The organism is Bradyrhizobium sp. GW821-FHT12B03 (assembly GCF_058807535.1).
On record NZ_JBXAQU010000004.1, the window covers coordinates 306940 to 329044 of the forward strand.

At 65.6% G+C, this 22105-nt stretch carries 20 protein-coding genes; 16 read left to right on the top strand and 4 right to left on the bottom strand.

The genetic code is table 11. The features are described 5' to 3' along the window. Positions 1-42 precede the first annotated feature (42 nt). Both AC1RUR_RS11015 and AC1RUR_RS11020 read left to right on the top strand, forming a co-directional pair. Positions 43-588: a carboxymuconolactone decarboxylase family protein gene (locus AC1RUR_RS11015; RefSeq protein ID WP_492843692.1), complete on the top strand. Its 546-nt coding sequence runs from the start codon at positions 43-45 to the stop codon at positions 586-588. Between the two features lie 90 nt (positions 589-678). Then, on the top strand, positions 679-1173 hold the full coding sequence (locus AC1RUR_RS11020; RefSeq protein ID WP_492843694.1) for a VOC family protein: 495 nt from the start codon (positions 679-681) through the stop codon (positions 1171-1173). A 39-nt stretch (positions 1174-1212) separates the two neighbouring features. Here the strand turns inward: AC1RUR_RS11020 and AC1RUR_RS11025 are convergent, their stop codons facing one another. Next, positions 1213-2451: an MFS transporter gene (locus AC1RUR_RS11025; protein ID WP_492843696.1), complete on the bottom strand. Its 1239-nt coding sequence runs from the start codon at positions 2449-2451 to the stop codon at positions 1213-1215. A gap of 210 nt (positions 2452-2661) precedes the next feature. Continuing rightward, positions 2662-3909, bottom strand: coding sequence for an MFS transporter (locus AC1RUR_RS11030; RefSeq protein ID WP_492843698.1), 1248 nt, complete (start codon positions 3907-3909; stop codon positions 2662-2664). A gap of 212 nt (positions 3910-4121) precedes the next feature. Between AC1RUR_RS11030 and AC1RUR_RS11035 the strand changes: the two genes are divergently transcribed. After that, the gene (locus tag AC1RUR_RS11035) at positions 4122-6191 is read left to right on the top strand and encodes a prolyl oligopeptidase family serine peptidase (RefSeq protein WP_492843700.1); all 2070 of its coding nucleotides are present in this window, start codon (positions 4122-4124) and stop codon (positions 6189-6191) included. 188 nt (positions 6192-6379) lie between these two features. Here the strand turns inward: AC1RUR_RS11035 and AC1RUR_RS11040 are convergent, their stop codons facing one another. Further along, positions 6380-7054, bottom strand: coding sequence for a DUF938 domain-containing protein (locus AC1RUR_RS11040; protein ID WP_492843702.1), 675 nt, complete (start codon positions 7052-7054; stop codon positions 6380-6382). 245 nt (positions 7055-7299) lie between these two features. Here AC1RUR_RS11040 and soxX point away from each other — a divergent pair, with 245 nt between their 5' ends. From soxX to AC1RUR_RS11090, 10 genes are all read left to right on the top strand, one after another. After that, on the top strand, positions 7300-7656 hold the full coding sequence (gene soxX / locus AC1RUR_RS11045) for a sulfur oxidation c-type cytochrome SoxX (protein WP_492843704.1): 357 nt from the start codon (positions 7300-7302) through the stop codon (positions 7654-7656). Positions 7657-7693: 37 nt separating this feature from the next. Continuing rightward, positions 7694-8185, top strand: a complete 492-nt coding sequence (gene soxY, locus AC1RUR_RS11050; RefSeq protein ID WP_492843706.1) for a thiosulfate oxidation carrier protein SoxY — start codon at positions 7694-7696, stop codon at positions 8183-8185. Between the two features lie 10 nt (positions 8186-8195). Then, a complete protein-coding gene (gene soxZ, locus AC1RUR_RS11055; protein WP_492843708.1) occupies positions 8196-8507 on the top strand; it encodes a thiosulfate oxidation carrier complex protein SoxZ in 312 nt (103 codons plus the stop codon). After that, a complete protein-coding gene (gene soxA, locus AC1RUR_RS11060; RefSeq protein WP_492843710.1) occupies positions 8507-9370 on the top strand; it encodes a sulfur oxidation c-type cytochrome SoxA in 864 nt (287 codons plus the stop codon). Before soxZ ends, soxA begins: the two co-directional genes overlap by 1 nt. Further along, entirely contained in the window at positions 9367-9672 is a 306-nt protein-coding gene (locus AC1RUR_RS11065) for a hypothetical protein (RefSeq protein ID WP_492843712.1), read from the top strand. Before soxA ends, AC1RUR_RS11065 begins: the two co-directional genes overlap by 4 nt. Positions 9673-9716: 44 nt before the next feature. After that, positions 9717-11462, top strand: coding sequence for a thiosulfohydrolase SoxB (gene soxB, locus AC1RUR_RS11070; protein ID WP_492843714.1), 1746 nt, complete (start codon positions 9717-9719; stop codon positions 11460-11462). Positions 11463-11761: 299 nt separating this feature from the next. Further along, complete coding sequence (locus AC1RUR_RS11075; protein WP_492843716.1) at positions 11762-12799, top strand: MBL fold metallo-hydrolase; 1038 nt, start codon at positions 11762-11764, stop codon at positions 12797-12799. Positions 12800-12887: 88 nt separating this feature from the next. After that, on the top strand, positions 12888-13085 hold the full coding sequence (locus AC1RUR_RS11080) for a hypothetical protein (protein WP_492843718.1): 198 nt from the start codon (positions 12888-12890) through the stop codon (positions 13083-13085). Between the two features lie 166 nt (positions 13086-13251). Next, on the top strand, positions 13252-14460 hold the full coding sequence (locus tag AC1RUR_RS11085; protein ID WP_492843720.1) for an MFS transporter: 1209 nt from the start codon (positions 13252-13254) through the stop codon (positions 14458-14460). Positions 14461-14531: 71 nt separating this feature from the next. Then, on the top strand, positions 14532-16247 hold the full coding sequence (locus tag AC1RUR_RS11090) for an N-acyl-D-amino-acid deacylase family protein (protein WP_492843722.1): 1716 nt from the start codon (positions 14532-14534) through the stop codon (positions 16245-16247). Between the two features lie 50 nt (positions 16248-16297). On the opposite strand, the gene AC1RUR_RS11095 is transcribed toward AC1RUR_RS11090, so the two are convergent. Beyond that, positions 16298-17647: an MFS transporter gene (locus AC1RUR_RS11095; RefSeq protein ID WP_492843724.1), complete on the bottom strand. Its 1350-nt coding sequence runs from the start codon at positions 17645-17647 to the stop codon at positions 16298-16300. A gap of 261 nt (positions 17648-17908) precedes the next feature. On the opposite strand from AC1RUR_RS11095, the gene AC1RUR_RS11100 reads away from it, so the two are divergent. Genes AC1RUR_RS11100 through AC1RUR_RS11110 form a run of 3 tightly spaced genes read left to right on the top strand, consistent with a single transcriptional unit; the run spans position 17909 to position 22093 of the window. Further along, on the top strand, positions 17909-18562 hold the full coding sequence (locus tag AC1RUR_RS11100) for an ABC transporter ATP-binding protein (RefSeq protein ID WP_492843726.1): 654 nt from the start codon (positions 17909-17911) through the stop codon (positions 18560-18562). After that, a complete protein-coding gene (locus AC1RUR_RS11105) occupies positions 18559-21021 on the top strand; it encodes an FtsX-like permease family protein (protein WP_492843728.1) in 2463 nt (820 codons plus the stop codon). Before AC1RUR_RS11100 ends, AC1RUR_RS11105 begins: the two co-directional genes overlap by 4 nt. After that, positions 21011-22093, top strand: a complete 1083-nt coding sequence (locus AC1RUR_RS11110) for a lipocalin-like domain-containing protein (protein ID WP_492843730.1) — start codon at positions 21011-21013, stop codon at positions 22091-22093. The genes AC1RUR_RS11105 and AC1RUR_RS11110 overlap by 11 nt, the downstream gene beginning before the upstream one ends. Positions 22094-22105 lie beyond the last annotated feature (12 nt).

Here is a 22105-nt window from a genome sequence, read left to right on the forward strand (position 1 = left end):
GTCGGAGCGACGACGGTGCTTGAAAACAAAGAGGAAACGAGAATGCGCCTGAAGCTTCTTTCGCCTGGCGAAATGAACGAGAGCCAGCGGCAGACCTATGACGAGTCGATTGCCGGCAAGCGCGGCAAGCCGCCGGCGCCGATGATGGCCTGGCTCAACAGTCCCGACATGGCGCGACACGCCACGCGGCTCGGCGAAGTGCTGCGCTACGACACGATCTTCCCGGCAAAGCTCTCGGAGATCGCGATCCTGGTGACGGCGCGGCACTGGACCGCGCATTACGAATGGTACGCGCACAAGCGCCTGGCGCTTGCCGGCGGCATGGACCCGAAAATCATCGAGGCGATCCGCGACCGCCGCACGCCCGAGTTCGACGATCCCAAGGGCAAAATGATCTACGACGTCGCGAAGTCGCTGCACGAGGGCCACGGCGTCGAGAAGGGCCTCTATGACGAGGCAGTGAAGCTGCTCGGCGAGCGCGGCGTGGTCGAGGTGATCGGGCTGTGCGGCTACTACACGCTGGTGTCGATGACGCTGAACACCTTTGAGTTCGAGCTGCCCGAGGGCGAGGTGCCGGAGCTTACTTAGTTTCCTGTTCGGAAACGATGGGTTTCGGGATAGGCCAGTAGCACTGTCCCGGAGCCGGGCCTATGTGGGGTTGATCAACGGAGCATTCCCATGTCGCAAAACCAAGCCGTCCATGCCGGCACAAGGATCGGCCACGTCCATCTCAAGGTCGCCGATCTCGACCGCGCGCTCGGCTTCTATTGCGGCGTGCTCGGCTTCGAGCTGATGCAGCGGATGGGCTCGGGCGCGGCCTTCATCTCGGCCGGCGGCTACCATCACCACATCGGGCTCAACACCTGGGAAAGCAAGGGCGGCTCGCCGCCGCCGCCCGGCACGACGGGGCTGTTCCACACGGCGATCCTCTATCCGACGCGCCCCGCGCTCGGGGATGCGTTGCATCGCGTGCTCTCGGCCGGCATTGCGCTGGATGGCGCGAGTGACCACGGCGTTAGCGAGGCGCTGTATTTGCGCGATCCCGACCAGAATGGCGTGGAGCTGTATTGGGACCGGCCCAGGGAGCAATGGCCGTTCGGGCCGGATGGCAAGCTGGCGATGGTCACGAAGCGGCTGGATGTCGAGGGGTTGTTGAAGCAGCGCGAGGTGTGAGCCGGATACAGGTCGTGGGCACGCTTCGCTTTGCCCACCCTACGAGAGCTTCGCCCGTGGCTTCCCCCGCACCATGATCAGCGCCGCGGCCGCCACCTCCAGCGCGATGCAGAGATAGAACGGCAGCGCGTACCCGCCGGAAAAATCGCGCAAGGCCCCGACGACGCCGGGCCCGAACGCGTAGGTCACCTGGTTGATCGCGGTGTTCAGGCTGATCAGCACGCCGAACGAGGCTGAATCGAACTCCCGCTGCACGATCAGCGAGGGCAGCGTGATGAGGTTGCCGACCGAGAAGCCGAACACGGCGCAGGCTGCGATCAGCACGGAGTCGTTGTGCAGATTGATCACGACAAGAAGCGCGCCGGCCTGGCTCAGGAACGACAGCGCCGAGGCGAGGCGCTGGTTGAGGCGATCGATCACCATCGAGAACAGCACCCGGCCGACCACCGCCATCGCCGTCAGCACCGCGACCGCCACCGCGGCGCGCTCGCGGCCGATCACGGGATCGAGGAACGAGATCAGGTGGACGATGAAGCCGACTTGCGCGAACAGCACCAAAGCAAAAGCAATCGTCACGGTGAGGAAGCCGACGTCGCGCAGCGCCCATGCCCGGATCTGCGCCGATGATTGCGGCCTTGCCTTCGTCGCCGCGTGCCAGCCGTGAAGATCGGGCGGCCGGCCGACGACAAGGAGGATCACCGGCACCAGCAGCACCAGCATGGCGCCTGATGTCGCGAACATCGCGTTTCCGAAGCCGATATGGCTGATCATCATGACCAGCAGCGGCACGCCGACGATGCCGCCGAAGCTGGCACCGTTCAGCGCGAGGCTGATCGCCATGCCGCGCTTCTGGTCGAACCACAGGCTGATCGTGTTGGTGATCATCGCGAGGCTGGTGCCGGCCCAGCCGAAGGCGAGCACGGCATCGGCAAGATAAAGCTGCCAGGGCTCGCGCACCGCGCCGATCGCGACAGCGGCGGCCGCCATCGCCAGCGTGCCCGCAATCAGGCAGAGCCGCGGGCCGTATTTCCTGACGGCTTCGCCGACGAAGACGACCAGCAGCGCGCCGAACAGGTAGAAGAACGTCGTGCCCGAAGAGATCAGCGAGGCCGGCCAGCCCCGCGCGCGCTGAAGCTCGGCGACATAGACGCTCTGGCCGTAGAAGCCTAACCCCCAGCCGAAGGTCGCGAGCAGGAAGCACACCGCGACGATGCGCCAGCCTTCGTAACGGAGCGAGGATTCGTCTATGGGAGCGCTGGGCCGAGGATTGTCGAGCATACTGCTTACTCCGTCATGCCCGGGCATAGCCGTCCGAAGGACGGCGTCGCTTCCGCTCGCCTATGCCCGGCCATCCACGTTCTTCGATCCGTGCCCAAGACGTGGATGGCCGGGACGAGCCCGGCCATGACGCATCAACTAATAACTCGCATCCGAAAATCACTTCGACCTGGATCGAAGTATCAACGTTGCTGACAGCCTCCTGCCAACCTAGACCGCGTCCGGGAACTCGCCCATGGCCGCCTCCAGCCGCGCCTTGCGGCGGCGCGCCCAGGAGACCAGCGAGAGCACGGCAAGACCGAGCACGACCGGCGGGAACACCACCATGTTCACCGCGGACCAGCCGTAATTGGCGAGCAACTGCCCCGAGGAGAACGAGCCGATCGCCATCATGCCGAACACCAGGAAATCGTTGAAGGCCTGCACCTTGTTGCGCTCCTGCGGCCGGTGCGTCTCCAGCACCAGGGCCGAGGCGCCGATGAAGGAGAAATTCCAGCCGACACCGAGCACGACCAGCGTGGCCCAGAAATGCATCGCGGTGATGCCGGAGAGACCGATGGTGGCGGCGACGGCCTCGAGCAGCAGGCCGGCGGCGACGATTCTCGGTGCACCGAAGCGGGCGATCAGCGCGCCAGTGAAGAAGCTCGGGCCGTACATCGCGACGATGTGCCATTGAATGCCGAAATTGGAATCGCTGACGCTGAGGCCGCACAGCTTCATGGCGAGCGGCGCCGAGGTCATCACCAGATTCATCATGGGATAGGAGATGACGCCGCACAGCGCCGCTGCGATGAAGCGCGGCTGGGTCACGATCGTGACGAGCGGCCGGCCACCATGCAGATCGGCCGGCGCGGGCTTGGGCATGTCGACGCCGGCGACGATGCCCATGGCGACCAGCGCCACCGCGGCCTGCACCAGGAAGCTGAAGGCGAACAGATAGGGCTGCCAGACATCCATGGTCCATTGCACGAGCTGCGGACCGAGCACGCCGGCGAACACGCCGCCCGCCATCACCCAGGACACGGCTTTCGGCCGATACGCCGCGCTGGCGCCATCGGCCGCGGCGAAGCGATAGGATTGCGCCACGGCGCCGTAGAGACCGCCGAGGAAGGTCGCGACGCAGAACAGCGCGAACGAGCCGCGCAGGATCGCGAACGAGCCGAGCAGGCCGGTGAGCGCGCCCAATCCGGTGCCGATGACGAAGGCGACGCGACGGCCGAAGCGGCGCGAGATCGCGCCGGTTGGCAGCGTCCCGGCGGCAAGGCCCACCACATACATCGAGATCGGCACGGTCGCGAACGACATGTCGGGTGCGAGCGTGGCGCCGACGATCGCACCGGTGGCGAAGATGACAGCCGAATTGGCGCCGGTCAGCGCCTGCGCGGCAGCAAGGCGCACCACATTGGCACGCACGCGGGCGTCGGCGGCGATCTCATGGGTCGAAGTCACGTCTAGCATCGGCATTTCCGCCCCAAGGGGCTCACAAGGGCCTTGATGATTCCCGGCACTATGGAGGGGTGCGGGAGGGCGGGCAACCGGCGCAAACGGGCGCGGGCCATGCCGCGGACGCAATCGCGCGGACTATAATGGGACGCGCCCTTGACGGCTTGCGCTCGATCAAATCCTATCCGCCGCGATCGCCACGGCTTCGTTAATCAGGAGTTTCGCTCATGTCCGTTGACGACAGGCCCACGCTTCAAGCTCCCGACGACGATCCCTGGCTGTGGCTGGAAGAAATCGAAGGCAGGCAGGCGCTCGATTTCGTGGAGCGGCAGAACAGCCTGACGCTCAGCGCATTCGGCGGGACGAGCTACGAGCGCGACCGCGACATCCTCGCGGCGATCTACGATCGTCCCGACAACATCCCCTATGTCAGCCGGCGCGGCAACGACCTGCACAATCTCTGGAAGGACGCCACCAACCCGCGCGGCCTGTGGCGGCGAACCACGCTGGCGGAGTTTCGCAAACCCGATCCGGCGTGGGAGATCATGCTGGACATCGACCAGCTTGCCAGAAGCGAAGGCGAGGACTGGTTGCTGAGCGGGATCGCCACGATGCCCGGCAGCTCACGGGCGATCCTGAGCCTGTCGCGCGGCGGCAGCGACGCCGTGACCTTGCGCGAGTTCGACCTCGCCACGAAGAATTTTGTCGCAGACGGATTCACGCTGCCGGAAGCCAAGGGCGGCGCCGACTGGCTCGATGCCGACACGCTGCTGCTGTCGAGCGCCCATGGCGAGGGCATGGCGACGAGCTCCGGCTATGCACGAACCGTGCGGTTGTGGCGGCGCGGCCAGCCTGTCGATCAAGCAGAGGTGATCATCGAGACCACGGCCGATCACATGGTGATCTATGGAATGAGCGACGACACCGGACCTGCGCCGCGGGTCTGGATCGTCGACCAGATCGACTTCTTCAATCACGCGATCCGGCTGCGCGATGCGGCCGGTGCGATGACGAAGCTCGATCTGCCGACCGGCGTCTGGATGCAGGCGCATGGCGACTGGTTCGCGATCAAGCTGCGCAAGGACTGGTCGGTCGACGGGCGAACCTTTGCGACCGACACGGTGCTCGGCATCTCGCTCTCGGCGTTCCTCGCAGGCAGCCGCGATTTTGCTGTCCTGTTCGAGCCGGCGCCGCGGCGCGCGCTGCAAGGCCTGTTCTGGGTCGCCGGCAGACTGGTGCTGTCGATCCTCGACGAGCTCAAGCCGCACTTCGAGATCTGCACGCCATCCGCCACGGGTTGGAGCCGCGAGACACTTCCCGGTCTCCCGCAGATCGGCGTCGTCGACATCTGGCCGCTCGATCGTCATGCCTCCGAGAGCAATGGCGATTTGCTCGCCAATGTGCAGGATCCGCTGACGCCGCCCTCGCTGCTGTTGATCGAACGCGGCGTCGCAAGCCCGACCGTGCTGAAGCAGGCGCCGAAGACGTTCATCGCGGATGGTCTCGTGGTGACGCAGCACGAGGCGATCTCGATTGACGGCGAGCGCATTCCCTATGTGCAGACCGGCCCCGCCGGCGAGACCGGCGATGCACCGGTCTATATGAGCGCCTATGGCGGCTTCGCCCTCGCGGTGAAGCCGTATTACAACGCCTCGCTCGGCAAGCTGTGGCTGGAGCGCGGCGGCACCATTGTGCAAGCGAATTTGCGCGGCGGCGGCGAGTTCGGCACGCGCTGGCACGATGCCGGCCGGCTCGCCGGCAAGAAGCTGTCCCATGACGATTTCGCCGCCGTCGCCGCCGATCTCGTCCGCCGCGGCGTGACGAGCGCAAAGCGCATCGCCGCACAAGGCGGCTCGAACGGCGGCATCCTCATCACCAACATGCTGGTGCGCTACCCCGAGCGTTTCGGCGCGCTGTTCTGCACCATCCCGCTGATCGACATGCGCCGCTACACAAAACTGCTCGCGGGCGCGAGCTGGATCGCGGAATATGGCGACCCCGACAAGCCCGAGGAGTGGGAATGGCTGAAGACCTACTCCGCCTATCACAACGCCAAACCCGGCCAGCCCTATCCGCCGATCCTGATCGCCACCACACGGCGCGACGACCGCGTCCATCCCGGCCACGCCCGCAAGATGGCGGCAAAGCTCCAGGCCATGGGCTATGAGGCCTGGTTCTACGAGCCGGAAGCCGGCGGCCACGGCTACGGCAAGGACAACAAGGAGCGCGCCGGCTTCGAGGTGCTGGGCTTCCGGTTCTTGCAGGAGAAGATCGGCTGGCGGGACGGCGAGGTCTGACGTTGATTTGATCGGTGCAGCTCACCTCTCCCGCTTGCGGGAGAGGTCGGCGCGTAGCGCCGGGTAAGGGCTTTCTCCTCTTGGGAGTTCTCGATTGCGGAAGCACCCTCTCCCCACCCCTCCCCCGCAAGCGGGGGAGGGAGCGCACCGCCTTCTTGGCGCGCACCCAGACCTACGTCAGCGGCGCATCAACCTCGCGCAAACACCAGCGTGAGATTGTTCGCGGGCATCTCGATCGTATCGACCAGGCCGAGGCCTGCGCCGCGCGCGAGCGTCTCGACATCGCCGATGTCGCGCACGCCCCAGTCGGGATTGCCTTCGCGCAAGGAGGTGTCGAATACGGCGTTGCTGAGCGCGGTGTGCCTGCCGTCGCGCTTGAACGGGCCGTACAGAAACAGTTTGCCGTCGGCCCGCAGATAGCGGCCGGTGCCGGCGAACAGGCCTTCGGCCACGGTCCACGGCGCGATGTGGATGACGTTGGCGCAGAACACAGCGGCGAGACTGGTCGGCGCCTGGCCGCTCTTCATCTCCGGACACCAGTCGGGATCGGTCAGATCGATCCGCAGGGGAGAGCGGACGTTTTGCAGGCCCGAATGAACGCGCCAGGCCTCGATGCTTTTCACATGCCGCTGGTTGAGGTCGCTCGGCCACCAGATCAGGCCGGGCGTGTGCTTCGCGAAATAGACCACGTGCTGGCCGGTTCCGCTGCCGACCTCGACCACGTTGCCGGTGCGGCCTGCGAGATGCTTCTCCAGAGCCGCCCAGAGCGGCTCGTGATTGCGATGGAAGGCCGGTGCGTCGAGCCGCCCGTCGGGCTCGACTCGTCCACCGTCCCTGCCGAATTCGACGACATAGTCAGCCAAGTGACGTCCCCTTGAAAAAACGAGAACACGATGAAAACGGGATGAGCGCCCAAACGCCCTCGAAACAGCCGGCCCGCACCCACGAGCCAAATCGGCCGAACAGATAATCTCTTTAGTTGCAATGCGGAAGATATTAGCTCCATTTTGCCGCGTGCATAGTCTTGATTGTCAGGACGTGCCCTTTGTGCTTTGGAACACGTCCATTTCCGCGAACAAGACCCGATACAACGCCTCGGAATGTCGCCTTGACCGCTCTGCCTTGCAAGCCCGCCCTGCTCCTCGCGCTGGCCTTCCTGGCCGGCTTCGTCGTGAGCCCGGCGCGGGCACAATTCGCCGTGACTGAGGGCCAGAAGCTCGCCTTCGACCGTGGCAAGGGCAATTGCCTGACCTGCCACGTCATCAAGGGCGGTGACCTGCCGGGAACGATCGGCCCGGAGTTGAAGGACCTCAAGACGAAATACCCCGATCGCAACGAGCTGGTCGCGATCATCTTCGACGAGACCAAGCGCAATCCGCAGACCATGATGCCGCCGTTCGGCCGTAACCGGATTTTGACCGACCAGGAGATCAGCGCGATCGTTGATTTCCTGCAAACCCTGTGACTTCAGGCACGCCAAGAGACCGTCCAGGAGACCTCTGATGACCACACGCACCGGCCCTCGTCCGACGCGGCGCCTGATCCTTCAGGGCGCGGCCTCCGTCGCGCTGCTCGGCCTCGGCAATCTGCCGTTCGGCGCGGCTCCCGCGGTCGCCGCGGCCAACGACAAATATCCGGAAGAGGCGTTCAAGCTGAAGAACGAGGCGGACGCGATCAAGGCGCTCTACGGCAAGACCGCCGAGCCCTCCGACAAGGTCAAGCTGGATGCGCCGGAGATCGCCGAGAATGGCGGCGTGGTGCCGATCTCGGTGACGACGACGCTGGAGAAGGTGACTTCGATCTCGTTCTTCGTGGCCGAGAACCCGAACGCGCTCGCCGCCTCCTACAGGATTCCCGACGGCACGCTGCCCAGCGTCGCCAACCGGCTGAAGATGGCCAAGACCACCAAATTGACCGCGATCGTGGAAGCCGACGGCAAGCTCTACAGCGCGACCAAGGAAGTCAAGGTCACCGTCGGCGGCTGCGGCGGCTAAGGAGATCGACATGGCATCCAGCATTCGCGTGCGCGCAACATCCAACGGCGACATCACCGAGGTGCAGGCGCTGATCCAGCACCCCATGGACACCGGCCTGGTCAAGGATTCCAAGGGCGAGGTGATCCCGGCGCATTTCATCCAGCAGCTGAAGTTCGAATGTAACGGAAAGGACGTCTTCGTCGCCGATTGGGGCACCGCGGTCTCCAAGGACCCCTACGTCAAGTTCAGCTTCAAGGGCGCCAAGAAGGGCGACGACATCAAGATCTCCTGGACCGACAACAAGGGCGGATCGGACGCGACCACCGCGAAGATTTCGTGATGAAGGCCCGCTCCGCTCTCTTGCTTGGCTCGCTCAGCGCCGCGCTCGTCGCGTTCGCCCTCGGCTCTCCACGCGTGGTCGCGGCCGACAAGATCGATCCCGTCGCCGATGCAAAGGCGTTCCAGAACTTCTTCTTCCAGAAGTTTCCGAACGTGAAGCGGGAGGACTTCGTCAACGGTCCTTATTCCATGAACGAGGACATGAAGCGGCAGTGGCAGGAGAAGGAGGAATTCCCGCCTTACGAGTTCGCGCTCGATGCCGGCAAGGAGATGTTCGCCACCCCGTTCAAGAACGGCAAGACCTACGCCGACTGCTTCCCGAACGGCGGCATCGGCATTCGCCAGAACTATCCCTACTTCGACGAGAAGGAAGGCAAGGTCGTCACGCTGGAGCTCGCGCTCAATCGCTGCCGCGAGGCCAATGGCGAGGCGCCCTATTCCTACGTCAAGGACGAGATGGCTTCGCTGACCGCCTACATGGCGTTCACCTCGCGCGGCAAGCCGATGGACATCAGGATTCCCGACGATCCGCGGGCACTCGCCGCGTTCGAGAACGGCAAGCGCTATTTCTACACCCGCCGCGGCCAGATGAATTTCTCCTGCGCGAGCTGCCATGTGCAGAGCCCGGGCGAGCGCATCCGCGCCGAAATCCTGGCGCCGGCGCTCGGCATTGTGAACGCGATGCCGATCTACCGCTCCGAATGGAGCGGCATGGGCACGACCAGCCGCCGCTTCGTCACCTGCAACAGCCAGACCCGTGCGGTCCCGCTGGAGCCGCAGGCGGACGAATACCGCGACGTCGAATACTTCCTGTCCTATGTCGCCAACGGGCTGCCGATTTCCGGACCGGGAGCGCGGCCATGAAGCGGTCACTTCCTCTCGCCATTCTGCTTGCCCTGAGCCTCGCGCCAGCGGCGCGCGCGGCAAATGAGGCGGATTACAAGGCGGCCTATGCCGCGGCCGAGACCGCCTCCAGGGAGGCATCCGGCATGCGCAATCAGTGGACCGTGACCGTATCTGCGCTGGCGGCGGCGAAGAAGGCGGCCGATGGCGGCGATTTCGATCGCGCCGTGGCCGCAGCGAAAGAGGCCGAGGCGCTGGCGAAGGCGTCGATCTTCCAGGCCACGTCCGAAAAAGAGGCCTGGAAGGCGATGGAAATCCGCTAGACTGGACCTCAGTTGAACTGCCGATGAGGCGCGGAGGATTCTGGATGGCGATCCGCCGCCGTGATTTCCTGAAGAGTGCAGGCGTTGTCGCAGCATCGCTCAGCCTGCCGCGGCTGGCGCGCGGCGCTGAAGCGGCGAGCGTCTATGACCTCGAACGTTTCGGCAATGCGCGCATCCTGCACCTCACCGACACGCATGCGCAGCTCAACCCGGTCTATTTCCGCGAGCCCAGCGTCAATATCGGCATCGGCGAGATGGCGGGACGGCCGCCGCACCTGGTGGGGCGCGCCTTCCTGGAGCGGTTCGGCATCCGGCCCGACAGCGCCGACGCCTATGCCTTTACCTGCTTCGAGTTCGAGAAGTCCGCAGGCCGCTTCGGCAAGCTCGGCGGCTTCGCCCACCTGAAGACGCTGGTCGATCGCTTGCGCGGCGATGTCGGCGAAAGAGATTCGCTGCTCGTCGACGGCGGCGACCTCTGGCAGGGCACGGGGCTTGCCAACGTCATGCAGGGCCGCGACATGGTCGAAGTCGCCAATTTGCTCGGCATCGAGGCGATGACCGGGCATTGGGAATTCACCTATGGCGAGCAGGCGCTGCGCGACAATCTCGAGCGCTTCAAGGGCGAGTTTCTGGCGCAGAACGTCTTCCTGACCGAGGAGGCCGCGTTCAATGACGCCCCCGCCTTCGACAAGGCGACGGGGCGCGTCTTCAAGCCCTCTTTGATCAAGGAGCTCGGCGGCCATCGCGTCGCGATCGTCGGCCAGGCCTTTCCCTACGTGCCGATCGCGCATCCCAAGCGATTCACGCCGGACTGGACCTTCGGCATCCGCGAGGAAGAACTTCAGAAGCATGTCGATTCCCTGCGCGGCACCGACAAGGTCGATGCCGTCGTCCTGCTGTCGCATAACGGCATCGACGTCGACCTCAAGCTCGCAAGCCGCGTCACCGGCATCGACGTCATCCTCGGCGGCCACACCCATGACGCCGTGCCGCAGCCTATGCCAGTGAAGAACGCCGGCGGCACGACGCTCGTCACCAATGCCGGCTCCAACGGAAAATTCCTGGGGGTGCTCGATCTCGCGCTCGACAAGGGCAAGGTCAGCGACGTCAGATATCATCTGCTGCCGGTCTATTCGGAGTTGCTGAAGGCCGATCCTGGTATGGCCGAGCTGATCGGTCGGGTTCGCGCGCCGCACGTGGCCGATTGGTCGGAGAAGATCGCAACGCCGGACCGGCTGCTCTATCGCCGCGGCAATTTCTCCGGCCCCGTCGACGAATTGATCTGCACCGCGCTACGGAGCGAGCTCGATGCCGAGATCGCGCTGTCGCCGGGCTTCCGCTGGGGTGTCACCGCGCTATCGGGCCAGGCGCTGACCATGGAGGATGTGCTCGCGGAAACCGCGATCAGCTATCCCGAGACCTATGTGCAGGAGATGACCGGCGCCCAGATCAAGGACGTGCTGGAGGACATCTGCGACAATCTCTTCAACGCCGATCCCTATTACCAGCAGGGCGGCGACATGGTGCGCGCCGGCGGCCTCGGCTACACCTGCACGCCGGCAGGAGCGATCGGCAGCCGCATCTCGGAGCTGAGGCTCAATGGCGGCAAGGCGGTCAGCGCCAACCACCGCTACAAGGTCGCGGGCTGGGCCTCGGTCAACGGCCAGCAAGGTGCCCCCGTGTGGGAGGTCGTCGGCAAATATCTGCGCTCGGGCCGAATGTTTCAGGAGCGGCTCGGCTCCGGCGTCACGCTGAATGGCGTCGACGGCAATCCGGGGATTGCGGGATAGGGGTCCGGCTGCAGAGGCAGCAGCTATCAGCTCGCGGCACGTCGCCGCGCCGCAGCCGGTGTCATTCCCCGCGGAAGCGGGGAATCCAGTACGCCGCAGCCCCTCCCGTACTCATCAACGCCTCTGGGATACCGGATCGCCCGCCTTCGCGGGCGATGACAGCGGTGTGGGCGAGCCCACAGCCCCATCCCGCGCAATAAAAATCTTCTAAGTCCTCCTGTCTTGGCAGTAGCTTGCTTCTCTTTATGGTCCGATTTGTAGTATAATCCTCGAAACCAAGTTCCGCGCCGGGTCTTGCCATGATCTTCCGCCAGCTCTTCGACAGTGTTTCGGGCACCTATAGCTACGTCCTTGCCAGCCGCCCCGGCGGCGAGGCGTTGATCCTCGATCCCGTGCTGGAGAAGGTCGATCGCTACTGCCAATTGCTGCGCGAGCTCGACCTCAAGCTGGTCAAGGCTGTCGACACGCACCTTCATGCCGACCACGTCACCGGCCTCGGCGAGCTGCGCGACCGCACCCATTGCATGACCGTGATGGGCGACCAGACCAAGGCCGACGTCGTGGCCATGCGGGTCGCGGACGGCGACAAGGTAACGATCGAGGGGCTGTCGCTCGACGTGATGTACACGCCCGGCCACACCGACGATTCCTATTCCTACCTGATGGGCGATCGCGTCTTCACCGGCGACACGCTGCTGATCCGGGGCACCGGCCGTACCGATTTCCAGAACGGTTCTTCACGCGCGCAGTACGATTCGATCTTCAACCGCCTGCTCAAGCTGCCGGACGAGACGATGGTCTTCCCCGCGCATGACTACAAGGGCGACACCGTCTCCACCATCGGCGAGGAGAGGCGCTACAATCCGCGGCTCCAGGTGCGCTCGGTCGACGAATATATCGAGCTGATGGCCAATTTGAAGCTGCCCAATCCGAAGATGATGGACGTGGCGGTGCCCGCCAACATGCGGGTCGGCCTGCATCAGGAAGAGCTGGAGAAGGAGGGCCGCGCGCTGAGCGTTAGCGAGGCGATCCGCTCGCTTGGTCGGCCCGACATTCTCCTGGTCGATCTGCGCGAGAGCAATGAGCGGATGAAGCACGGCACCCTCGAAGGCGCGCTGCACACGCCCTATCCGTCCGTCGAGGAGAGCCTGAAGCCCGGCGGCATGCTGCGCGAGGTCGCGGCCGCCACCGGCCGCCGCATCGTGTTCTTCTGCGCCTTCGGCGAGCGCTCGGCGATGGCGGTCGCGGCGGCGAAGGAAGCAGGCCTTGCCAATACCGCCCATATTGCCGGCGGCATCGATGCCTGGAAGAAGGCGGGCGGACCGGTCGTGCACTGACAGCCTCGTCGCAGCCCTTGAGATAAGTCAGGCGCCGCACATCTATTGCGACTAGGATCGGATGCAGCATCACCATCCTGGAACAGTCATGGCCAAGACAGCCAACAAGACAGCCAACAAGACCGCCAAGCCGGGCGCGCCGCCCAAACCCGACAGCGAGAAGCAAGCGGACGAGAAGGCAAAGAAGCCGCAGCCAACGCACGATGTCGACGACGACGATTACGAAGACGGCGACATCGCAACACCGAAGCGCGACCGCTACGATCCCGATGACGAGCCGTTGTGAGGGCGGTTGGCGACGGGCGATTCAAGCACTCGCTCGCGCTTCAAATTCCGCCGACGTCCCGGCGAAAGAGCTCACCCCGCGCTACCTGCCATGCGCCTGCGTTCATGGACAAATAACCGCTCTGCCCGATAGTTTGCGCGTCCCTCGGGAGTGAAACGATACTGCAATGGTCGACGTTCTCGCCGCACCGCAACAAGGCAAGGCGGACAGCGCGCTGCGCACGCTGACGGGAATCTCGATCGCGCATTGGGTCAGCCATTTCCATCTGCTGGTCCTGCCGATGCTGTTCCCGTTCCTGAAGGACCGTCTCGGCGTCGGCTATGTCGAGCTCGGCTTCGCGCTGACCACCCTTGCCGTCGTCTCCGGCCTGACGCAGGCGCCGACCGGCTATCTCGTCGACCATTTTGGCGCACGGAAGATCCTGCTGGTCGGGCTCACGCTGGGCGGCCTCGCGCTGATCCTGCTCGGGCTGCATCTGAGCTACGCCTCGCTGATCGCCTGCGCCGTGCTGCTCGGGCTGGCCAACAGCGTCTATCACCCCGCCGACTATGCGATCCTCGCCGAGCACATGGACGAGGCACGGATGGGCCGCGCCTTCTCCGTTCACACCTTTGCCGGCTATCTCGGCGGCGCGGTGACGCCGGCGATTGTTGCGGCACTCGTCACGGTGTCCGGCGGCGTCGGCGCGCTGATCGCCTCGGGCGCGATCGCGATTCTGGTGGCACTGCTGTTGCTCGCCATGAGCATCCCGGAGGCCGGCGCGCACAAGAAGAAGCCCGGTCAGAAGAGCGCGCCGAAGCAGGCCGTCATCACCCCGGCGCTGATCACGCTGACCGCGCTGTTCATGCTGCTCAGCCTGTCGGTCGCCGGCATCAACAATTTCGGCGTGGTGGCGCTGATGAGCGGCTACGGCACGTCCTATTCGACCGCCAACGTCGCGCTGACCGCCTTCCTCGGCTGTAGCGCCGCGGGCGTGCTCGCGGGCGGCTTCCTCGCCGACCATACCGAGCGCCACGGCTATGTCGCCGCGGCCTGCTTCGCCGCGAACGCGATGATCGTGCTGCTGATCGCGCTGGTGACGCTGCCGGGCTGGGCCTTGACCGCCACGATGGCGACCGCAGGCTTCCTCTCCGGCGTGATCGCGCCGTCGCGGGACATGCTGGTACGCAATGCCGCGCCCGCCGGCGCGGCCGGCCGCGCCTTCGGCATCGTCTCCACCGGCTTCAATCTCGGCGGCATCGTCTCACCGCTGCTGTTCGGCTGGATCATGGACCAGAGCGCGCCGCACTGGGTGTTCGGCGCCTCCGTGATCTTCATGCTGGCCACCGTGGTGCTGTCGCCGTTCACGGAACGGAAGCCGCAGGGCAAGGCGTAGCTACAAATTCGATCGTCGTCCCGGCGAAGGCCGGGACGACGAAACAAAACAACAAAACGGGAAGAAACGCCATGAGCACCCCTGATCTCGTGATCCGCGGCGGCACGGTCGCGGACGGAAGCGGCGGCGAGCTGTTCGAGGCTGATGTCGCGATCACCGGCGGCAGGATCAGCGAGGTCGGGAAGGTCTCAGCGAACGGCAACGAAGAAATCGACGCGCGCGGAAAACTGGTGACGCCGGGCTTCGTCGACGTTCACACGCATTATGACGGCCAGGTCACCTGGAGCCAGGACATCACGCCGTCCTCGCAGAACGGCGTCACCACCGCGATCATGGGCAATTGCGGCGTCGGCTTCGCGCCGTGCAAGCCCGCCGACCACACCCGCCTGATCCAGCTGATGGAAGGCGTCGAGGACATTCCCGAGCCTGTCCTGAGCGCCGGCATTCCCTGGGCCTGGGAGAGCTTTCCGGATTACATGGACTGGCTGTCGAAGCGCGATTTCGACATCGATGTCGGCGCGCAGTTGCCGCATGCGGCGCTGCGCGTCTATGTGATGGGCGAGCGCGGCGCGCGCCGCGATCCCTCGACCGCGGAGGACAATGCGGCGATGGCCAAGCTCGCGGGCGAGGCGGTGCGGTCAGGCGCGCTCGGCTTCTCGACCTCGCGCACACTCAACCATCGCACCTCGACCGGCGATTTCACGCCGACGCTGAAGGCCGGCGAGGACGAGCTCGCCGCGATAGCAGGTGCGATGCACCGGCAGGGCCGCAGCGTGCTGCAATTCGTGCTCGATCTCTCGACGCTCCACGAAGATCTGCCGATGATGCTGCAGGTGGCAGACAGCACAAAATGTCCGATCTCGTTCTCGATCACGCAGAACGACAAGGCGCCAAATCGCTGGCGCCAGACGCTGGACGAGATCAATGCGGCGGCGAGGCGCGGCCTCTCCATCACCGCGCAGATCGCGGCGCGGCCCGTTGGGCTCTTGCTCGGGCTGGAGCTGTCGCGCAATCCGTTCCAGACTCATCCGAGCTACAAGGCGATCGCGCATCTGCCGCTTCGGGAGCGGCTGGCGCGGCTGCATCAGCCGGAGGTCCGCCGGGCGATCCTGAGCGAGACGCCGACCGCGACCGACGATCCGCTGTTCTTCCGGCCCAACTACGACAAGATGTTCCTGCTCGGCGATCCCCCCGATTACGAGCAGCCGCCGGAGAACGCGCTGGGTCCGCAGGCGCGCAAGCAGGGCCGGCGGCCCGAGGAGCTCGCCTACGACGCGATGCTGTCGGACGAAGGCCGCGGCATGCTCTACGTGCCGTTCCTCAACTATGCCGACGGCAATCTCGATGCGACGCGCGAGATGCTGATCGATCCGCAATCGGTGCCTGGCCTGTCCGACGGCGGCGCGCATTGCGGCATCATCTGCGACGCCAGCTTCCCGACCTATCTGCTGACGCACTGGACGCGCGACCGCACGCGCGGCGAAAAGCTCACAATCCCGTTCGTGGTCGCGGCGCAGTCACGCAAGACCGCGCTCTCGGTCGGCCTCGCCGACCGCGGGCTTATTGCTCCGGGCTACAAAGCTGACGTCAACGTGATCGACTATGACCGGCTGCATCTGCATCCGCCGAAGGTGCATTACGATCTGCCGGTCGGCGGGCGACGGCTGCTGCAGGACGTCGATGGCTATGAAGCGACGGTCGTGTCGGGCGTGGTGACGCGGCGGCACGGCGAGGCCACGGGACGCCGGCCAGGGAAGCTGATCCGGGGCGCGCAGGGGATGAATTAGGCGGGGAGTTGCTTACCCTCCCCTGGAGGGGGAGGATAAGAGAGACCGCCTTACGTCGGCGACACCGCGCCTTTCAGCGGCGCTCCCTGCGGAGTTGCACCACGGCTCAGCCTGGCCTTTTCGGTATTCGGCCACAGCAACAGCAGGCCGATGACGCCGGAGCCGACCATCACCACCGCGTTGATGGTGAAGCCGGTCATGTAACCGTCGACCATGTTGCCGGCGCGCTGGATCACGGTGCCCATGACGCTGGGCGCGATGATGCCCGAGAGCGTGTAGAGCGCGCCGTAGATGGCGATGACGGCGCCGCGCTGCGAGGCCGGGGTGAACTCGCCGAGCATCGGCGGGCAGACCACGTAGATCGCGCCGCAGAGACCGGAGCCGACGACGAGCGCCGCGATCTGGAGGCCCGCGCCCGTGACATGCGGCATCGTGGCCAGGATCAGGCCGCCGAGGATCAGCGGCACCGAGCCGAGCACGCCGCGCGAGATGCGCGTGGTGTAGCCGCGCGCCATCATCACCTGCGATATCCATCCGGTGAGGATGACGATCGTGGCGCCGAACACCCAGGGCAGGATCGAGACGAAGCCGGCCTGGCTCTGCGAGAAGCCGAGCCCCTTGACGATGAAGGGTGTGAACCAGGTGAGGCCCAGCGACAGCGCCCAATAGGCGCCGAAGGTCGCGACCACGCAGCCGATGAAGGTGCGCGAGGTCAGGAGCTGAAAATACGGGATCTTCGGCTCGGTCGCGGCGAGAGCCTGCGTGTCCTCGAGCGGGCCTTCCTTGCCGAACGTCAGCCAGGCGCAAACCCACATCAGGCCGACGATTCCGAGCGCGCCGAAAGCATAGTGCCAGGAGTGATTGACGATGACCCAGTTCAGCGCCGGCACGGCGAGGATGACGCCGAAGGCCGAGCCCTGCGACAGGATCGCGGTCGGCAACGTGCGCTTCTCGTCGGGGAACCATTTGTAGATCGCGTGCGCGGCGACCGAGAAGGCCGGGCCTTCGCCCGCACCCAGCACGATGCGGCAGATCAGCAGCGTGGTGAAGGAGACGGTGCCGACCATCGGGAACTGCGCCAGCGCCCAGATCACCGCCAAGGTCAGCAGCACCCAGCGCGTCGGCACCTTGTTGACGATGAATCCGACCACGATGGCCGAGATCGAGAACAGGAAGAAGAACGAGGAGCCGAGCAGGCCAAATTGCTCGGCGTCGAGCTTCATGTCGGTCATGATCGGCACGCCGGCGAGACCGACGACGATCTTGTCGGCGAAGTTCACGACCATGAAGAGAAAGAGGAGAAACGTGACGGTCCAGGCGCCCTTCGGCGCTGCCTTTGTTACTTCCCTGGATTCCCCCACCGTCCTGCCCGCCGATTCGGGCGTTCCCTGAGCGCTCATCATTCTCCCCGTATGTTCTTTTTCGGCACTTTTGATTTGGCCGTCTTGCGAGCTAACAACGGCTCGGACGGCAACGCAACCCCGGCATTTCCGCAGCAAGTGTGCTACGCAGCATTCTCACCTCTCCCCGTCGGGGAGAGGTCGATTTGCGCAGCAAATCGGGTGAGGGACCTCGGGCCTGTTGAAAGACCGTAACCCCTCACCCGCGCCTCCGGCGCGACCTCTCCCGATGGGAGAGGTGGACGAAAAAGTGGCAGGCCCGTGCTGAGCATCCGAAACCTCTCCAAGACCTTCTCCTCCGCCGGCGAACCGGTCCACGTGCTGCGCGGCGTCGACCTCGACCTCAGGGCCGGCGAGCGCGTCGCGCTGACCGGCGAGTCCGGCAGCGGCAAGAGCACGCTGCTGCACCTGATCGCCGGGCTCGACGCCGCCGATGACGGCACGATCCGGCTGGAGGACACCGAGGTCACCAAGCTGTCGGACGCGGGGCGCGCGGAGCTTCGGCGCGACCGGATCGGCCTGGTGTTCCAGCAGTACAACCTGATCCCGAGCCTGTCGGTCGCCGACAATCTCGCCTTTCAGGCACGAATCGCCGGCCGGCACGATGCGGCCTGGTCGAAAGAGCTGATCGAGCGGCTCGGGCTCGACGGCCTGCTCAAGCGTTATCCAGAGCAATTATCGGGCGGCCAGCAGCAGCGGGTCGCAATCGGCCGGGCCTTGGCGACGAAACCGCTGCTGCTGCTCGCGGACGAGCCGACCGGCAATCTCGACGAGGCCACCGCCGAGGACGTGCTGGCGCTGACGCGCGATCTCGTCGCGCGCACCGGCTGCGGCTTCCTGATGGTGACGCACAGCCTGCATCTGGCCGCGACGCTCGACCGCCACCTCACCTTGCATGCGGGACGGATCGCATGAGGCGCGCGCTGTGGGTCCTCGCCGTGCTCCTCAGCCACTGGCGGCGGCACAAGATGCAGTTCGCAACGCTCCTGATCGGGCTGATCGCCGCGACCGCGCTCTGGAGCGGCGTGCAGGCGATCAACCAGCAGGCCCGCAACGCCTATGACCGCGCGGCGGCGACGTTCGGCGGCGTGCGGACCGCGATGCTGGTCGCACCTGACGCGGCAACCTTTCCGCAGGAGCTGTTCGTCAAGCTTCGCCGCGCCGGCTGGCCGGTGTCGCCGGTGCTGGAGGGACGCGTCCAGATCAACGGACGCTCGGTCCGCCTGCTCGGCATCGAGCCGGTGACGCTGCCGGTCGATGTCGGCAATGCGCCGCGGCTCGGCGCCTCGGATCTGAGCAGCTTCGTCGCGCCGCCGGGCCGGACGCTGGTGGCGCGGGAGACGCTGGCCGATTTGCAGGAGCAGGAGGGCGCAGCGCCGGCGATCAGCAACGGCGCAAAGCTGCCGCCGCTGCATGTGCAGCCACAGCTCGTACCCGACGTGCTGGTGGTCGATATCGGCGTGGCACAGCTTCTGCTGAACAAGCCGGATCAGGTGTCTCGGCTCCTGATCGGCAAGCCGAAGGGCACGCCCGCGCCGCTGGCGAGCGTCGTCGGCGACCGGCTGCAACGGGTCGAGCCGAACGCGGAGACCGAGCTGGAGCGTCTCACCGACAGTTTCCATCTCAACCTCACGGCGTTCGGCCTGTTGTCGTTCTTCGTCGGCCTCTTCATCGTCAATTCGGCCGTGGGTCTTGCCTTCGAGCAGCGGCTGCCGATGCTGCGAACCTTGCGCGCCTGCGGCGCCTCGGCGCGACTGGTCAACACGGTGCTCGTGATCGAGCTGGTGGTGCTGGCGCTGGTCGCAGGATTAATCGGGCTCGTCTGCGGCTATTTCATCGCGGCAGCCCTCTTGCCCGATGTCGCGGCGTCGCTGCGCGGGCTCTATGGCGCGCAGATCCCGGGGCAGCTCAGCTTGCAGCCTGAGTGGTGGCTCGCCGGCATCGGCATCAGCATCGCCGGCGCGCTGGTGGCGGCGGCGACCAGCCTGGTCAAGGCTGTCAGAATGCCGGTACTGGCAACCGCCCAGCCATATGCCTGGCAGCAGCGGCAGCGCCGCTGGCTGATCCTGCAAAGCCTCGCGGCCTGTGCCGTGTTCGCGATCGCGCTGCTGCTGCTTCATTACGGACAATCGCTGGTCGCAGGCTTCGGCGTGCTGGCGGCGCTGATGCTGGGCGCGGCGCTGATACTTCCCGCGTTCCTCGAGATCATTCTGCTTATCGGCCAGCGCACCGCGCGCCGGCCGCTCGCGCTGTGGTTCTGGGCGGACAGCCGGCAGCAGCTCTCAGGGCTGTCGCTGGCGCTGATGGCGCTGCTGCTGGCGCTCGCCGTCAATGTCGGGGTGTCCACCATGGTGGAAACGTTCAGCCGCACCTTCATCGGCTGGCTCAACGGGCGGCTCGCGGCCGACGTCTACATCAGCGCGCCCGACAACGCGCAGGGCGTTGCGATCCGGAACTGGCTGAAGGAGCGCAATGAGGTTCAGGCCGTTCTCTCGGGCGGGCGCGCCGAGACGCAGGTTCAGGGGCAGCCGGTGGAGTTGCTCGGCCTGCCCGATCACGCACTCTATCGCGAACGCTGGCCGCTGCTGGAAACCGCGCCGCGCGCCTGGACCCAGCTTGTGCCCGGCAATGCCGCCTTCATCAGCGAGCAATTGAGCCGCCGCCTGAACGTTCGCGTCGGTGATGTCGTCGAGGTGCCGGCGCCGGGCGGGACCTGGGAGCTCGACATCGTCGGCATCTATGCCGACTACGGCAACCCCAGGGGACAGCTCGCGGTCAATGTCGCGGCGCTGATCCGGCAGTTTCCGCAGACGCCACAGACGCGGATCGGGCTCATCGTCCCACGCGACAAGATTCCGGGTCTGATCTCGGCTTTGCAGAAACAATTTGCGCTCGACGACCGCAGCGTCGCCGACCAGGCGACGGTCAAGACGGAATCGATCCGCATCTTCAACCGCACCTTTGCAGTGACGTCAGCGCTGAACGCCTTCACGCTCGGCGTCGCCGGCATTGCGCTGCTGACCAGCCTGTTGACGCTGGCAAATTCCCGCCTGCCACAACTCGCACCATTGTGGGCGGTCGGCATCACGCGGCCGCGCCTTGCCGCGATCGAGCTGACCAAGACGCTGTCGGTGGCGCTGTTCACCTCGCTCTTGGCCGTGCCGCTCGGGCTGCTGGTGGCGTGGTGCCTGATCGCGATCGTGAATGTGAAGGCGTTCGGTTGGCGGCTGCCGTTCCATGTGTTTCCGCTGCAGCTGGTCGAGCTGGTGGCGGTCGCGCTGTTTGCCTCGCTGCTTGCTGCGCTGCTGCCGATGGTGCGGCTGGCGCGGATGCAGCCGGCGAACCTCGTGAAGGTGTTTGCCAATGAGCGCTGAGAGGATCTCGCGGCGCGCCTTCGCCGGCGGCTTCGCCGCGCTCGTCGCTGCCCGCCGCGCGGGTGCGCAAGGCTATGCCGGGCTCGGCGAGACGGCGGACGGTTTTGCGAAGGTGACACCGGGGAAAATCTTTGCCTTCCCCACCGATCACGGACCGCACCCGGAATTTCGCATCGAATGGTGGTACCTCACGGCAAACCTCATCGACAGCAGCGGCGCAGCGTGCGGGCTGCAATGGACGCTGTTCCGCCAGGCGGCGCAGCCGGGGCCGAAGGGCGAAGGCTGGGCGAATCAACAGGTGTGGATGGCACATGCGGCGGTGACGCGCGCCGACACCCATCGCTTCAACGAGCTGTTTTCGCGCGGCGGGATCGGACAGGCCGGCGTCACGGCAAAGCCGTTTGCGGCCTGGATCGACGATTGGGAGATGAAGGGGCTTGAGCGCACCGACGATCGCACCCTGGCGCCGCTGGCGCTAAGGGCATCCGGCACCGATTTCAGCTATGCGCTCACGCTGGAGGCCGATCGTCCGGTCGTGTTGCAGGGCGATGGCGGCTTCAGCCGCAAATCCGAGCGCGGCCAGGCCTCGTATTATTACAGCCAGCCATTCTATCGCGCACGCGGCACGCTCATCATCGACGACAAGCCGATCGATGTCTCGGGGCAGGCCTGGATGGACCGGGAATGGAGCAGCCAGCCGCTCGATGCCGACCAGACCGGCTGGGACTGGCTGTCGCTGCATCTCGCATCCGGCGACAAGCTGATGCTGTATCGGCTGCGCCAGAAGGACGGCCAAAATTATCCCTTCGGCAACTGGATCAACGCCGCGGGCGATACCCAGATGATTGCGGGCAACGATATCCGGATGACTCCGAAGGCAACAGCGGAGGTTGCCGGACGCAAGCTGCCGGTGGAATGGCAGATCGCGATCCCGTCGCGATCGTTCTCGATTTCCTGCAAGCCGCTCAATCCAAAGGCCTGGATGGGGACGGGTTTCTCCTATTGGGAGGGGCCGGTCAGCTTTGCCGGCACGCATGACGGCGTTGGCTATCTCGAGCTGACCGGGTATTGAGGCGCAGCCTCT